Raw genomic sequence first — 14,307 nt, forward strand, 5'->3', positions numbered from 1 at the left:
ATCAGTCATGGTCCCGCTCGCTGAACGCTCTCCGCGAGGATCGGAATCCCCAGGATTATTTATGAAAAAAATATACCTCGCCGCGGCCGCGCTCGCCGGTGCGTTGATGTCTGCAGGCGCAACGCAAGGCGCACAAACGGATGTGGCTCCTGTGAATCTTGACTCCGCGCACCCTTTGCCCGATGGATCGCTTGAAGATGTGAAGAGCCGCTTCCGGCAATTGACATTGGCGGCAAACCGTCACGACGCTGCAGCCATAGAGAAGATGTTCTGGGACTCGCCGTCAGCGCTGCTGGTCGCAAAAAGCGTCGATCCCGCAGAGGGAAGTTGGGCCGGCTTTTGGGGATCTGAATCAGTGGCGCACAAGCTTCGGGATATCTACGCTGCCGGCACACTCACACTGTTTCCCGACTGGGCAAAACTAAAGGTGGTGGGTATTTCTTCAACAGTCGCACAGACGTATGCGCCGATGAAAATCGCCGTCAGCTACGGCGGCCAGGATCCATCTCCGCGTCCGTTTATCATGATCATTCAATGGCTGAATCTGGATGGTCAATGGAAAATCGCGTCGGAAATCATCTTGCCAGTGCCGTCGCCCTGACCCGCCGCGATTTAGTCCGAACTCGCGAAATAGCACAACTCACCGCTGATCCAGGTCCTCATTGCCGATCAAGTTGGCCGCCGCCTGTCATAAACATCGCTGCTGCCACGAAGGTCATGGCAGCAGCGCTTTCTTGGCCTCCCGGAGGATGGACGACGACAGTTGCTCGTCGTTCACCATACGCGCCATCGTAAGTGCGCCCATCATGGTTGATAGCATGACAAGCGCCTTCTTCCTTGCCGCAGCGGGTGGCAGTTCGGTGAGACGGCTTGCGATGAGGTTGACAAGGTTCACGACGCCCTCCGTGGCCGCGTCGCGCACCTCGTCGCTGGAGCGTGCCAACTCGCCTGCAAGTGCGACGAAGGGACAGCCGCTGCCAGGATCGTCCCGATGCTCCAGAGAAAGATAGTCGTTGATTGCCGCATTCAGACCTCGGACGTCGGTCGAACGCGACAGCGACGCTTCCATCGATTCGCGCAGCGACCCAGCGGCGAGTTGTAGCGACTCCAGTACTACGTGTTCCTTCGATGTGAAATGTTTGTAGAATCCGCCGTGCGTCAGGCCCGCCTGCGACATAAGATCGGCGACGGCAGTCCCGTCTATGCCGTTTTCCCGAAACCGGCTGGACGCCGCCTCGACGATGCGCTGGCGGGTCTCGGCCGCCTCCTGTCTGGATTTTCTCATGACCTCGATGATCTTTCGTTGATTTAGATTTGATATAACATCCAGCTTGCCGGCGCAAGTCGGAGATGCACTCATTGCGTGGGGAGTGACGCGAATCGTCGCGCCTTTCGGGTCCACCACCGGCGGGGCCATCAGTCGATCAAAGGCGCCTCTGCGTCGACGCGATAGCCACTCGAAGACGGATTACCAAGATCGAGGTTACCCAGAAATAAAGGGCTTTTTTCCAATAGCTCCGCCGCCCACTCCACAAAGACGCGTGCCTTAAGTGCGACCTGCCGGCGGTGCGGAAACACGGCTGCAACCGGCATCGGCCCTGGCTGCCACTGAGACAGCACTTCGACGAGTGCGCCCGAGTTCAGGTATGGCGCAAGTATGAACCGGGGAGCCTGAATTAGCCCCATGCCGTTAGCGCTGCATATTGCACAGCTCTCCGCGTCGCTGATTGAAAGCGCAGCCGGCAAGCCGACCTCGACCGCATCACCGTTGATGTCAAACATGAAGTTCGCGACTCTTCCGGTAGCGTGTGAGAGGCAGTGCACTGCAAGATGTTGCGGAATATCCTCCACGCGTTGAGGTTCGCCGTAACGGACAAGGTAGTCGGGGCTGCCAGCGGTCACTACCTCCAGATCACACAGCCGGCGCTGAATGACGCCTGGGTCTTCAGGCTCCCCCATACGGATTGTACAGTCGAGGTTCTCATCGCTCGAGTGAATGGGCTGATCATCCAGACCGATCATCAGCTCGAGATCGGGGAACCGTTTGTGAAAGTCGTCGATGGCTGGCAAGACGACAATTCTTCCAAGCGCCGTCGCGATCTGCACGGAAAGCCGACCTCGCGGTCCGTTCCGAGCGCTAGCAAGCATCTCTTCGGACTCCCTGATCTCGGCCAGGATACGTATGCAATGCCTGTAGTACTCCGCTCCTTCCGGAGTAAGACTAAGGTGTCGGGTCGTCCGCTGCATCAGACGAACCCGCAGGTGTGCTTCCAGCTTCCTGACCACAACAGACACCGTCGAACGCGGAAGACGGAGCGCGTCCGCCGCACGGGAAAAGCTGTTCAGCTCGACCACCCTGGCGAACACCTGCATTGACTGAAACCGGTCCATATCGTCTCCGAGTCGACGCCGTATCAGACAACCACCCGGCTCACGAAGGAGACAAGGCAACGGCCCAGGCGTCTTACCTGACCGGAACCGCCGGTGGAGAACTATTGGTTGCCACGCGGGCGTCCGGAGAGATGTCCCAGCCGCCGCCTAGCGTACGAAATGCCCCGACCGCGGCGCGCGCCGCGTCCGCGCGTGAGCTGTCCAGATCGTCACGCGCGACGAGGAGTTGACGGTCCGCGTCCAGCACATCTGTGAGGGTTATGGCCCCTGCTCTGTAGGCGCGTTCGGACAAGTCGCGGGCGCGCGTCAGTGATGCCACTTCACCCTGCAACTCCTGCCGTCGAGCCTCTGTCTGGGAAAGCGCTGTGAACGCATTCTCAACATCCTCTGCGGCCTTGAGCACCGCCTGGCGATACAGTGCAAGCGCCTCTGCGTTCGCGCCTCGCGCCTGCTTAACCTCCGCATCCACCTTCCCGAAGTCAAACAGACGCCACCGAAGCGCTCCCGTACCGACCGGCTGAAACGCTGCCGCGGTGAAGAGGTGATTGGTGCTCACGCTGTCAAAGCCAAGCGCGCCAGACAGGGAGATCTTCGGGTAATAGCCCGAGATGGCCGCGCCGATCCGCTCACTTGAAGCGGCCACTCGCCGCTCCGCCGCGATGATGTCAGGTCTACGTCTCAAGACGTCCAGTGGCTGGTCGTTATCGTCAATCTTCGGGATCGCGGGGATGGTGGAGGAGACGGACAGTTCATGCGAGTACGTTCCCGGCTGCGCACCCATCAGCACATCCAGGCGGTTTAGTTGCGCCTCAAGCGACGTGCGCAGGATAGGTACAGTGGACCTTGCCTGTTTTAGCAGCGCCTCGGCCTGGGCAATCTCCCTCTCGTCCGCCGCGCCCGCGCGACGCCGCACCCGGACAAGCTCAAGAAGGCGTCCGTCGGTGTCAATCTGATCCTGCGCCACCGCAAGCCGCGTCTGGAACCCTCTGACCTGCAGGTACGCATCGGCGGCGTCGGCGGCCACCGTAATCCGCGTGCCGAGTTGCTCAGCCTCGGCCGCCTGCACTTCGTCACGCGCCGCAGCGGCGCTGCGGCGCAGTCCGCCGGCCAGATCGATTTCCCAGCTCGCGGTAGCCCCAACGTTGTATTCGCGCTGGTCGCGACTGTAGCCAGGAAACGTTTTCGCGATGGTGCCGACCGGACTTAACAGGCTCTGATGCTCGGCGGTTCCCGTCGCGTCGAAATCGAGCGTTGGCAGAAGCTGCGCGCCCGCCCCCGCTGCGACCGCCCGCGCCTGCTGAACGCGGGCAAACGCCGCCGCAAGGTCCAGGTTCTGCGCAAGAGCACGCTGAACGACGGTTACGAGCATTGGATCATCAAATCCGGTCCACCAGGTGTCGAGGTGCGGAGACGGTCTGGCCGCTTGCTGGGTGCTTGTCTCAACCCGGTTATGGAACGGCACAAGCTGCGTAGTGGGCGCCGCATAATCTGGCCCCACCGCACAAGCCCCCAGGCCCGTCGCGATTGCTACGCCCACGCATATAACACGGAGCAGGCTCGTTGAAGGCCGGCGCATGACCGTGTGACGTCCGTCTTCAGCCGCCTGCCGCCGGCACGCCGGTTTCGCTCCGCTGATCTCGGGCAGATATGGGGCGCCGTCATGCGGTTCGTGTCGAAGATTGCCAGCTTCACTATGCGAACCTGAAACACACATTAGTCCGCGAGCAACGGCAGTAGTGAAGATCATGTGCGCTCCTTACGGCCAAATTTGCGGATGAAAACATAAAAGGCAGGAGTGAACAGAAGTCCGAAGCACGTCACACCCAGCATGCCGAACAGCACCGCCGTTCCCAGCGACTGGCGCATTTCAGCGCCTGCTCCTGTGGCGACCGCGAGCGGCGCCACTCCGAGGATGAAGGCAAAAGACGTCATCAGGATAGGACGCAGGCGTGTGCGTGCAGCGTGCACCGCGGCGTCAACCGGTGCGGTCCCCTCGTCCTCCTTCTGACGCGCAAATTCGACTATCAGGATGGCATTCTTCGCAGCCAGTCCGACGAGAACGACGAAGCCGATCTGCGCCAGGATATCGATGGGCATGCCGCGAGCGATCAGGCCAGTGACCGACGCGAGAATACACATCGGTACGATCAGGACGATCGCAAGCGGTAGCTTCCAGCTCTCATACTGCGCGACGAGAACGAGAAAGACGAAGAGCGCAGCTGCTCCGAATACCAGGAGCGTCGGCGTGCCGTGTTGCTGCTGCTGGTAAGCCAGGTCCGTCCATTCGAAGCTGATACCCTGCGGCAGCACCTGATGGGCAAGCTCTTCCATGCGATGGAGTGCTGTACCGGTGGCGATGCCGGGCGCTGCGACGCCCTGAACTTCCGCGGCAGGATACAAGTTGTAGCGAGGCACACGATAGGGAATTGTACGGTTCTCCATTTGCGCCACTGTGCCGATCGGCACCATCTCACCGAACTGGTTTCGCGCTTTTAGACGGGTAATGTCCTGAGGCGTATGCCGGAATTGCCCGTCAGCCTGAACAATGACCTGATAAGTTCTGCCGAGATAGTTGAAGTCGTTCACGTACTGTGAACCCAGATAGACCTGCAGTGCGGAAAACACATCCGTGGGTGTGAGCCCAACCTTTTCGGCCTTTACACGATCAATATTCGCGAAAACCGATGGCGACCCCGCATTGAACAGGGTAAAAACTCCGGTAAAACTGGGATCCCTGTTGGCCGCAGCAACAAGGGCATTCGCCGCATGCACAAGCGCCTCTGACCCAAGTCCCGCGCGGTCCTCCAGCATCATCTTGAACCCGCCCGAATTGCCAAGACCCTGCACAGGAGGCGGCGGAATGGTCAGCACATAAGCGTCCTTGATGACGGAAAGGCGTTTGCGCAGGTCGGCCAGTACCGTGTTCGCGGTCACTCCCGGAATCTCGTGGTTGTACAGCGACGGCAACCCCGAAAAAATCGTTCCCGAGTTCGACGCCACGGTCAACGTTGTTGCGTCAAGCCCAACGAACGGGGCAACGTGTTCAATTCCGCGCGTCGTCAGGATAATGTCAATGGCATTTCGGACCACTTTCTCCGTACGGTCGAGCGCCGCGCCCGGCGGAAGTTGAACCACAGTAATCAGATAACCCTGATCCTGCTCCGGAATAAAGCCGGTTGGCGTACGCGAGAACTCAAGACCCGTAATGCCAATCAGCACGACGTATATTGCGAGAACGACGGTGAGTCCACGAACGATACGACGGGTGACGTTTCCGTACCCGAACGACAGTCTGTCAAAGCCCCTGTTAAAGCGATCAAAGCCCGCATGTAGCAGACGCTGCGCGAGGCCCCCATGCGACGCGATATGCGGCTCATGCGACTTGAAGAGCACCGCGCAGAGGGCGGGACTCAGAGTAAGCGACACAAAGCAGGATATGACAGTCGATGCTGCGATCGTCACCGCAAACTGGCGAAAGAACAGCCCCGAAATCCCGCTAAGGAAGGCGGACGGGATGAAGACCGCACATAGCGTTAACGCAATCGACAGCAGTGCCCCGCCCACCTCGTCCATCGTCCGGTGGGCCGCCTCGACCGGCGACATGCCAGAGCGCATGTTGCGCTCGACGTTCTCGACTACGACGATCGCATCATCAACGACAATGCCGACCGCCAGCACGAGGCCAAACAAAGACAGGTTGTTTAGCGATATTCCGAACGTGGCGAGTACGATGAACGACCCAAGCAGGGAGACCGGAATTGCAACGACGGGGATAATCGTGGCCCTCCAGTTCTGCAGGAAAAGAAAGACGACGCCAACAACCAGCAGGATTGCGACGAATATGGTGACAATCACCTCGTCGACCGATTTGCCGATAAAGATGGTCGGGTCGTAGATGATCTTGTAGTCCATTCCTGCGGGGAACTCATTCTTTAGCCCGCGCATCGCGGACAAAACCTGCTGCTCGACTGCAAGTGAGTTCGCACCGGGCTCCGCGTAGATGAGCAACGTCGAAGCGTTGTCACGGTCCATGAAAGCGGTTGAGCCGTAGTCTGCGGCGCCGACTTCGACCCGGCCAATATCGCGTATCCGCGTCACGCGACCCTGTGCGTCGGACTTGACGACGACGTCGGAAAATTGCTGTGGCGTGGACAGCCGGCCGAGCGCCTCTACGTTTATCTGGTACGCGTCGCTGCCCGCCGTGGGCGGCTGGTTCAGGACACCAGCCGATACCTGCAGGTTCTGTGCGCGTAGTGCTGTGAGCACTTCACTCGCGTTCAGATTGTTGGCTGCGACCTTGTCGGGGTCGATCCAGACACGCATTGCGTACTCACGGGCACCCTGGAACTGCACGTCGCCGACGCCTTGCAGACGCGCTAGCGTGTCCTTCACGTGCAACGTCGCGTAGTTCGAGAGATAAAGTGTGTCGCGCGTTCTGTCAGGTGAGTACAGGTGAACAGCCAGCAATATGCTAGGTGTGGACTTCCTCACCTGAACGCCAAGGCGCCGGACGTCTTCGGGCAGGCGCGGTAGTGCATCCTGAACCCGATTCTGTGTGAGCATCTGCGCGACGTTCAGGTCGGTGCCGATACGAAACGTAACCGTGACCGTCAACCGGCCGTCTCCCGTGGACTGGCTGCTCATGTAGAGCATGTTCTCGACGCCGTTGATCTGCTGCTCAAGCGGCGTGGCCACTGTTCGCGCAATCGTTTCGGCCGACGCACCCGGATACGATGTCGTCACCTGCACAGTCGGTGGAACGATTTCCGGGTACTGGGCGACGGGAAGCACGAACATCGCGCCCAGGCCAATTAGCGTCAGAAAGGCACTGACCACCGTCGCGAAGCGCGGCCTGTCGATAAAGAAATGGGCAATACGCATGGCTTCACTGTCCGCTAGTTCTGTTTAGGCTCATAGCGGATCGCACCATCGCGCGTCGCCACTTTCGTTCCGGGCGCCGCAAAGGGCAAACCGTCGACGATCACGCGATCGTCCCGAGACAGGCCCGAGCGGATCACACGCAATCCCCCGCGTATCTCGCCGACCTCGACATGCTTTGCCACAACCGTTCCGTCGGTGCTAACCGTCATCACGAGGTACTCGGACTGGTCGGGTAAAACGGATGCGTCCGGCACGAGCAGCGTCGGTGCGGGATGCGCCACCGCGAGACGCACGCGCGAGAACTCGCCAGGTATAAAGCGCAGGTCGGCATTGGGCACCGTCGCTCGGGCGTGGATTGTGCCGCTGGAACGGTCCAGCACGTTGTCGATGAAATCAAGCGTGCCTTGCCGTGTGTAGGTCGTCGAATTGCCCGCCGCCAGTTCGACGCGATTTGCAATCGGCCCTTTGGCGTCGCCGCGATACTGCGAAAACGACTGGAAGTCCGCCTCGCTCATATCGAAGTCGAGGTAGACCGGATCGAGCGAGACGAGCGTCGCGAGCAATGTCGTCGGACTCGTTGCACCACGGCTGCCTGCAATAAGGTTACCGGTGGAAACAAGATGCCTGCCAATGCGGCCGGTAAACGGCGCCGTGATGCGGCAGCGATCCAGATCGAAGCGGGCGTCGCGGATCTGCGCCGCAGCATCGTCGAGTGCGGCTTGCGCAGCATTCAGTTCGGACGTGCGCTGCTCGACGTTCTGCGTCGTGCCAGCATCATTGCGCTCAAGCTCCCGTGCGCGCGCCAACTCCTGCTTTGCCAGAACGAGGCGCGCCTCAGCGGTGCGCCGCAAGGCAGTCGCCTGCGCGAGCCGAATCTCATACGGCACGGGATCGATGGTGAACAGCAGATCGCCCTTGTGAACGATGTCGCCGTCCCTGAAGTGAACACCTGTGAGCGTACCGCCTACCTGTGCGCGCAGTTCCACCTGATCGACGGCCGAGAACTGCCCAAGAAATCCAAGTCGGGTGTCGAGGTCGCGTACCAGCGGCCGGCTGATCGTTACCTCATGGGGCGGCACGGGTCGAGCATTGGCGACGCTATCACCGCCATCATGCGAGTAGAGAAACCACGCGCCCCCGCTTGCCATGATCACAGCGGCTGCGGCAGCCCAGGTTCTGGCGCGTCGGCCCACCGTGCCATATCGCGCACGACGAACTGTTCTGCCGTCTTCCAGCCTTGTTTTCGTATCCAACTTCGATCACCTCGAAAAGTGTTGTCGTTCGCCTCGTCGCGAAACGGCGTCTCGACCAATCGGCGCACCAACTGATTGCGCGGACCGGACAACGCGGCTATTTAGATTTTGAACAACTTCTAACTGGCGTTAGATTACATGTGAAATCTAAAACGTCAAGACTTTTCAAGGCGCTAACCAGTAGCTCTACCGGCCCTCAACCGATGCATCTCAGAACCAGCAACGCTTCGCCCGATTGTTCGCGCCTGGCAGCATGTGTATTCATCATCGACGGATTTATGCGAACAACTGGATCCGCTATGCTGTGCACGCTTTTAACTACTGTGCGCGTGGAATCGCTTTCGCGTGCCATGGCAGGTGATTGCGTTTGTTCTTTTTGCGGCATGAAGGAGCGCTCCTCCATACCGGTCCTTCTTTTGTCGCGGCGCACGTTCCCTGAAGTGCGCTTTTTTTTGAGGCGCAAGACATGATCGGCGACGACGCGATGAGGCGATCCATTCATGAGCGCGAATCGCGTGCACACAGGCTGTCCCGGCAAGATGTGCTTTCCGACGTTCTCGATCTGATACGGCTACGAGGCGAATCAATCGAGATATACGAGACGGTCGAGGCGCAACGCAAGCCCTTTGATGCTGGACGCGCCCGCTTTCACTTTATTCAGGACGGCGCCTTCCGGCTCGACGCGATCGCTATCGATACGACCACGTTAGTCGCCGGTGATCTTGTTTTGCTACCTAAGGGATGTGCGCATGTTCTCTCCGCAATCCATGCGCGTGACTCTCTGCCCGGATCACCCTCGCGACCCGATGAATGTCGCAGCTTCGCCGAAAAGCCCTTTCGCGTCCTGACGGGCTCGTTCGTATTCGAATCCGCGTCCGCCGGCTCATTGATCGCGGGTCTCCCGGATGTCATTCATCTCCGGGCCGACGCATCGGGTACACCGGAATGGCAACACGCGATCCTGCGGTTCGTGCGGCTGGAAGCGAGCGAGCCGTCGCCAGGCGCTGCGCTCATGATCTCGCGCCTGATCGATCTGCTGGTGATACGGAGCTTGCGCGAGTGGGTGGCGAAGAGTCCCGCTCATAGCGGATGGCTCCGGGGCCTCGGCGACGCACGACTTGGGCGTGCACTGGCGGCCATGCATGAGGATCCCGCGCATGAATGGAAACTGGGTGCGCTTGCGAAGATTGCGACCATGTCCCGGTCGCACTTTGCGGACCGATTCACGGAGATTGTCGGCGAGCCGCCGCTCAGGTATCTCGCACGGTGGCGCCTGAGCCTTGCCGCCGACCTGCTGCGCAACGGTCGTGTGCGAATCAGCGAGGCAGCGTCTGTCGCCGGTTACCAGTCGGACTCCTCGTTCTCGCGGGCCTTCAAGGCACATTTCGGATATTCGCCCGGTGCCATACGTCATGGTGCAGATCCGGATCAGGGCATGCCGTCACGCTGAGCTTCAGTCGAAAGCGATCATGCCACGCTCTATGCTGGGCCTCGCCATCACGGCAGCGAACCATCGCTGAAGTTGCGGATACCGCGCCCAGTCGATCGACGGCGACTGCGCGGCCACTATGCTGACAGCAGCGATGTCTGCGAGCGTGAATGACTGCCCTGCCATGAACGGTGCGTTTTGCAGAAACCTCTCGCTTGCAAGGAGCATCTCAAGGCTGCGCCGTTCCATCAATCTTTGTCCCTCCTCGCACCCTTTGTTCTTCAGAAAGAAGGCCGCGTGGCTGGGCGCGATCACGTCAGTCACGAAAAAGAAGAATCGCTCGAGTGCAAAGGGCGCCGATGCATCCGTTTCGGGCGGTAACAACCTGCCGCCCGCTCGTCGCGCGAGGTAAAGAAGGATCGCATTGGACTGCGCGAGGACGAGCGGAGGCGCCGCCGACGAGCGAACTCGCAGCACCGGCACTTTTCCACTCGGGTTCAGTGAAAGAAAATCTGGTGTGCGCTGCTCGCCCGCCCGAAGGTCGAGCTTCACGACCTGGTGGGCGATCGCGAGTTCCTGCAGCGCAATCGCCACACGAAGACAGTTACCCGTCTTCGCGCCATACAGGGTAACGTCGGCGGACATTGTCAGGGAGCCGGCGTTTCGGGCATGACGATGCGCTCGTACTGGCCGCCGGCCGCAGCTTGCCGGTACGCAGGCGCGTCAATCATTGACTGCGGAAAGATCGGAGCCAATGCACTGGCATCATCCAGCCGCTCGACGTGATGCTGTGCAAGCGTGAGCTTTGCAGCGCCAAGGTATGCCGATAGCTGTTCGCTCGTCCGAGGTCCAATGATCGGCAGCGAACCCTTTAGCAAGACCCACGCTACTGCCACCTCGGATGGCGTGACCCCAAGCTCGGTCGCAACCGCGAGGGTGGCATCGACGATCGCCGTACGCTGGCCGGAATTTTCCTGCTGGAATACGGCACCGCCCAGTGCTTCAAGGCGCCCTTTCTCGCCCCGACGGTACTTGCCCGAAAGCAGTCCACCACCGAGCGGCGACCACGCCACCATCCCCAGTCCAAGTGCCTGGCCTGCCGGTATCAGTTCGTGCTCGGCTGTGCGCTCGACCAGGCTGTGCTCGAACTGCAAGCCGGCGACTCGCGCCCAGCCACGCAACTCGGCGATCGTTGCCGCCCGCGCAACGCGCCACGCAGGGAAGTCGGACAGTCCGATATAGAGCACCTTGCCGCTGCACACCAGGTCGTCCAGGCCTCGCATGATCTCGTCCGTTGGTGTGATGCCATCGGAAAAGTGCACCCAGTAGAGGTCAATGCGATCGGTCTTGAGACGCTTGAGGCTCGCCTCAACAGACAGGCGCATCGCGAGCCGGCTATTGCCCGTCGCCAAAGCGCCCGCGTTGGGCGCCGCTGCCTGAGTGTACTTGGTCGCAACCACGAAGTTATCGCGACGGCCCGAGAGGAGCTTACCGAGAAACTCCTCGGATTCTCCGAACTGATACACGTCGGCACAATCCAGAAAGTTACCACCCGCGTCCGCATATCGGTCGACGATCTCGCGTGCGGCATCAAGATCTGATCCGTACCCCCACCGGCCGCCGAAATTGGCTGTACCAAGAACCAGCTCAGACACGCGCAGGCCCGTATGTTTACCGAAGACACGATATCGCACGATTACACCCCTTGAAGCTTCGGGAGATACGGCGCCACGGCAGCTGCTGATGTGTCGGCAGGCGTGAGGACACGACTGGTGGTCGAGCCACCGATATAACGCTCATAGATCCTCCACCCCGCCGCCGTCTTGCGCAGCCGGTCACGCATCGGCGAATACAGCCAGATCGCGGGCAGCCCGGCATCGCTGTGCATCACCTGGCCCGCACCGAGTTTCGACGCATCCTCGGGCGAGGCATAGCGGATCAGCAGGTTTTGATATCGCACGACCACGCCGTCTTCGTCCTCATCGACGATATGGTTTGTGGCATGACGCCCCACGCCAGGTATCAGATACGGATAGTCATGCTCGAAGAAGCGCCGGATTTCGGTGTGTCCATTAATCGTTCCGTGAAAGTGGTACGCCACGGCGTCGGGCAGGAATGCCTCGATCATGGCTTCGACGTCCCATGTCTCGAAGAACCAGTTGACGCGATTGACGAAGTCGACGGCGCTCGCCCGGTCTTCGGCGCTGACTGTGCTCACATGCGGGACGGAAGGAAAGGCTGTCATGCAAAGTCCTTGAAAGAAGACGTTGATCGGAATGAGACAGATAATATGTGCAATTACACATATGAACGAAAAATTTTCAGCCTGCAAAGACGACGGTCAACAGACCTGCCCGCAGTGCAGCCGCCTGTTTGCGACTGACGCCGGCTTCGAACTCCGCCTGCGCTGCTCGCCAGCAGGGCTCAGCCTCCGACAGCTTCGCCTTGCCCGCAGCGGACAGCGTGAACGTCAGTGCCGCTTTCGGACCTTCCGCATCGCTCGTCAACCACTTTGCGTCCCTCAGGGGTCTGAGTGCACGTACCAACGTGGTCCGCTCCATCACCATCAGGTCCGCCAGATCGGCAACCGCAATTCCTGGATGCTCTTCAACGAGCGCAAGTATCGAAAATTGCGAGATCGAAATACCTACGCCTGACAAGTGGCTATCGTAAATACGCGACACGTACCTGGCAGCGCGACGTGCAGCCAGACAGTGACAAAGATCGGGACCAGTGAGCGGTTTCATGTCTCTCATTCTCATGTGCTATTACACATTTGTCAATGCTTCGGGATAGCGGCTCACGATTCAGCCAAAGAGGTGCTTTTGTGAGGGGCCGCCTCAGAGATCGGCCGACTTTTCCGTCGCCCACGCTTCGCCGGCGGACACTGCAACAGGCTGGCGCATACAGTCTTATGGGCCACGGAAATCTTCTCTCTTATCTTTCGGACGCAATGTCATTGAAACCGGACGACGTGCAATAGGCGGCGCCCCTGAGCCCGGTTACCGTTCGTGTTGGCGTCGCGCTCGTCCTGATACTTCCTGTCGCTAGACGGGCGCGATATTGGAATCTCATTTGGCGTCTTAACCTTCCTATCATGAAGTCTTACATTCTGCGGCTCTTTGCTGCTCTTGTCGTATCGCTCGGTCTCGTCACTCTCGCATCCGTTGCGGCATGCGGCAGCTCTTCCGCAAGCACCACGGGCACGGTCGTACTCGTACACGGGGCGTGGGCCGACGGGTCTAGCTGGTCATCAGTCACGCGCGTACTGCAGGCGCGTGGCCTGAAAGTAGTGACTGTTCAGCTTCCCCGCACGTCGCTAGCCGACGATGCCGCAACCGTCACCCGTGCCATCGATGCCCAGCAGGGCCCAGTCCTTCTGGTCGGACATTCCTACGGAGGCGCCGTCATTACGCAAGCCGGCAGCATTAACAAGGTTGCAGGTCTCGTTTATGTGTCAGCATTCGCGCCCGCAGACAATCAGTCGATCTCTGATCTGACGAGTCCCTTTCCGAAGCCGGCCTGGCAGGCGGGTCTGGTATCCGACGAAGCTGGATTCCTTACGCTCAACACTGACACTTACCTGAGCAGTTTCGCACCGGACCTTCCGAAAGACACATCCAGTGTGCTCGCCACGGCTCAGGGGCCGCTCAATGCTCGCTGTCTTACCGATAAGGTGTCTGTGGCCGCCTGGAAGTCCAAACCGTCGTGGTGGGTCTATGGCGACCAGGACCAGATCATTCCCGCGGCGCTCCAGCAGGCCGAGGCTAAACAGATCGGCGCGAAGATTACGTCGATTGCTGGCGCGAGCCATGTAGCACTGATGTCTCAACCTGCCGCAGTGGCCGCGGTAGTTCTCGACGCGGCACGAGCCACCGGCGTGCTCTGACCGGTCTCGAAAGCATCAGCGCGGCGGGGACTAACGCCCGCCGCGCCCGCCCTCTTGCGCAATAGCTCACGCAGTGACAGAGATATCATTTTTCTGACAACCTTAAAATGATCACACGCAAAATATTCGTGGTAGCTGCGATGCTTCTGTCGCCATTGCTATTTTCCGCTTGCATGGCAACCACATCCGGCCAATCAGCTGCGCAACGGATCTCACCCGTCAGCGCTTCGCCTAATGAAACTGGCGTGAGCAGGAGCGACGTAGATGGCCAGCAGGATCAACATGCCGGCGACGCGGAAAAGCATAACCTCGAGATTCTTCGCTTTGTCCGCGGTTTCTAGCCGACAAGGAATGACGGTCACAGCGAGCGTAATGCGTTGCGATCTGGTGACGGGGTGATGTACCCCCAAGCAGAGATTTTAGGAAGGGGCAGCGACGTCTTCGTCCTGCCAATCTCCACGGCG

Annotated in this window: 12 protein-coding genes; 3 read left to right on the forward strand and 9 right to left on the reverse strand. The window is 59.9% G+C overall.

What is annotated here, in order from left to right; translation table 11 throughout:
- Positions 1 to 61: 61 nt before the first annotated feature.
- Positions 62 to 601 (forward strand): hypothetical protein, encoded by a 540-nt coding sequence (locus P0D87_RS07495; RefSeq protein WP_053858338.1) that lies wholly within the window; start codon positions 62 to 64, stop codon positions 599 to 601.
- Positions 602 to 715: 114 nt separating this feature from the next.
- On the opposite strand, the gene P0D87_RS07500 is transcribed toward P0D87_RS07495, so the two are convergent.
- The 5 genes from P0D87_RS07500 to P0D87_RS07520 all read right to left on the reverse strand — a co-directional run bounded on the left by P0D87_RS07500 (position 716) and on the right by P0D87_RS07520 (position 8,420).
- Complete coding sequence (locus tag P0D87_RS07500) at positions 716 to 1,417, reverse strand: TetR/AcrR family transcriptional regulator (protein ID WP_321175729.1); 702 nt, start codon at positions 1,415 to 1,417, stop codon at positions 716 to 718.
- On the reverse strand, positions 1,417 to 2,391 hold the full coding sequence (locus P0D87_RS07505; protein ID WP_053858339.1) for a LysR family transcriptional regulator: 975 nt from the start codon (positions 2,389 to 2,391) through the stop codon (positions 1,417 to 1,419). The genes P0D87_RS07500 and P0D87_RS07505 overlap by 1 nt, the downstream gene beginning before the upstream one ends.
- A 73-nt stretch (positions 2,392 to 2,464) precedes the next feature.
- The gene (locus P0D87_RS07510; RefSeq protein ID WP_053858340.1) at positions 2,465 to 3,967 is read right to left on the reverse strand and encodes an efflux transporter outer membrane subunit; all 1,503 of its coding nucleotides are present in this window, start codon (positions 3,965 to 3,967) and stop codon (positions 2,465 to 2,467) included.
- Positions 3,968 to 4,134: 167 nt separating this feature from the next.
- A complete protein-coding gene (locus tag P0D87_RS07515) occupies positions 4,135 to 7,272 on the reverse strand; it encodes an efflux RND transporter permease subunit (protein WP_053858341.1) in 3,138 nt (1,045 codons plus the stop codon).
- Between the two features lie 14 nt (positions 7,273 to 7,286).
- Positions 7,287 to 8,420, reverse strand: a complete 1,134-nt coding sequence (locus tag P0D87_RS07520; protein ID WP_321175730.1) for an efflux RND transporter periplasmic adaptor subunit — start codon at positions 8,418 to 8,420, stop codon at positions 7,287 to 7,289.
- 571 nt (positions 8,421 to 8,991) lie between these two features.
- Here P0D87_RS07520 and P0D87_RS07525 point away from each other — a divergent pair.
- Complete coding sequence (locus P0D87_RS07525) at positions 8,992 to 9,975, forward strand: AraC family transcriptional regulator (RefSeq protein ID WP_006051404.1); 984 nt, start codon at positions 8,992 to 8,994, stop codon at positions 9,973 to 9,975.
- 3 nt (positions 9,976 to 9,978) lie between these two features.
- Here the strand turns inward: P0D87_RS07525 and P0D87_RS07530 are convergent, their stop codons facing one another.
- From P0D87_RS07530 to P0D87_RS07545, 4 genes are all read right to left on the reverse strand, one after another.
- Positions 9,979 to 10,599, reverse strand: a complete 621-nt coding sequence (locus tag P0D87_RS07530) for a glutathione S-transferase family protein (RefSeq protein ID WP_053858343.1) — start codon at positions 10,597 to 10,599, stop codon at positions 9,979 to 9,981.
- A 2-nt stretch (positions 10,600 to 10,601) separates the two neighbouring features.
- The gene (locus P0D87_RS07535) at positions 10,602 to 11,648 is read right to left on the reverse strand and encodes an aldo/keto reductase (RefSeq protein WP_053858344.1); all 1,047 of its coding nucleotides are present in this window, start codon (positions 11,646 to 11,648) and stop codon (positions 10,602 to 10,604) included.
- A 2-nt stretch (positions 11,649 to 11,650) separates the two neighbouring features.
- Positions 11,651 to 12,199, reverse strand: coding sequence for a nuclear transport factor 2 family protein (locus P0D87_RS07540; protein WP_006051401.1), 549 nt, complete (start codon positions 12,197 to 12,199; stop codon positions 11,651 to 11,653).
- Positions 12,200 to 12,275: 76 nt separating this feature from the next.
- Positions 12,276 to 12,701: a MarR family winged helix-turn-helix transcriptional regulator gene (locus P0D87_RS07545; RefSeq protein WP_006051400.1), complete on the reverse strand. Its 426-nt coding sequence runs from the start codon at positions 12,699 to 12,701 to the stop codon at positions 12,276 to 12,278.
- A 350-nt stretch (positions 12,702 to 13,051) separates the two neighbouring features.
- Between P0D87_RS07545 and P0D87_RS07550 the strand changes: the two genes are divergently transcribed.
- Positions 13,052 to 13,843 carry an alpha/beta fold hydrolase gene (locus P0D87_RS07550; protein WP_006051399.1) on the forward strand — a complete coding sequence of 264 codons (792 nt, stop codon included), beginning with the start codon at positions 13,052 to 13,054 and terminating at the stop codon, positions 13,841 to 13,843.
- Positions 13,844 to 14,307: the final 464 nt, after the last annotated feature.

The organism is Paraburkholderia sp. RL17-368-BIF-A, assembly GCF_046054045.1.
In the GTDB taxonomy this organism is placed as follows: domain Bacteria; phylum Pseudomonadota; class Gammaproteobacteria; order Burkholderiales; family Burkholderiaceae; genus Paraburkholderia; species Paraburkholderia graminis.

Coding starts and splice junctions, on each gene's coding strand:
- P0D87_RS07495 (WP_053858338.1), top strand. CDS start 62: ATGAAAAAAATATACCTCGCCGCGGCCGCGCTCGCCGGTGCGTTGATG.
- P0D87_RS07500 (WP_321175729.1), bottom strand. CDS start 1,417: ATGGCCCCGCCGGTGGTGGACCCGAAAGGCGCGACGATTCGCGTCACT.
- P0D87_RS07505 (WP_053858339.1), bottom strand. CDS start 2,391: ATGGACCGGTTTCAGTCAATGCAGGTGTTCGCCAGGGTGGTCGAGCTG.
- P0D87_RS07510 (WP_053858340.1), bottom strand. CDS start 3,967: ATGCGCCGGCCTTCAACGAGCCTGCTCCGTGTTATATGCGTGGGCGTA.
- P0D87_RS07515 (WP_053858341.1), bottom strand. CDS start 7,272: ATGCGTATTGCCCATTTCTTTATCGACAGGCCGCGCTTCGCGACGGTG.
- P0D87_RS07520 (WP_321175730.1), bottom strand. CDS start 8,420: ATGGCAAGCGGGGGCGCGTGGTTTCTCTACTCGCATGATGGCGGTGAT.
- P0D87_RS07525 (WP_006051404.1), top strand. CDS start 8,992: ATGATCGGCGACGACGCGATGAGGCGATCCATTCATGAGCGCGAATCG.
- P0D87_RS07530 (WP_053858343.1), bottom strand. CDS start 10,599: ATGTCCGCCGACGTTACCCTGTATGGCGCGAAGACGGGTAACTGTCTT.
- P0D87_RS07540 (WP_006051401.1), bottom strand. CDS start 12,199: ATGACAGCCTTTCCTTCCGTCCCGCATGTGAGCACAGTCAGCGCCGAA.
- P0D87_RS07545 (WP_006051400.1), bottom strand. CDS start 12,701: ATGAAACCGCTCACTGGTCCCGATCTTTGTCACTGTCTGGCTGCACGT.
- P0D87_RS07550 (WP_006051399.1), top strand. CDS start 13,052: ATGAAGTCTTACATTCTGCGGCTCTTTGCTGCTCTTGTCGTATCGCTC.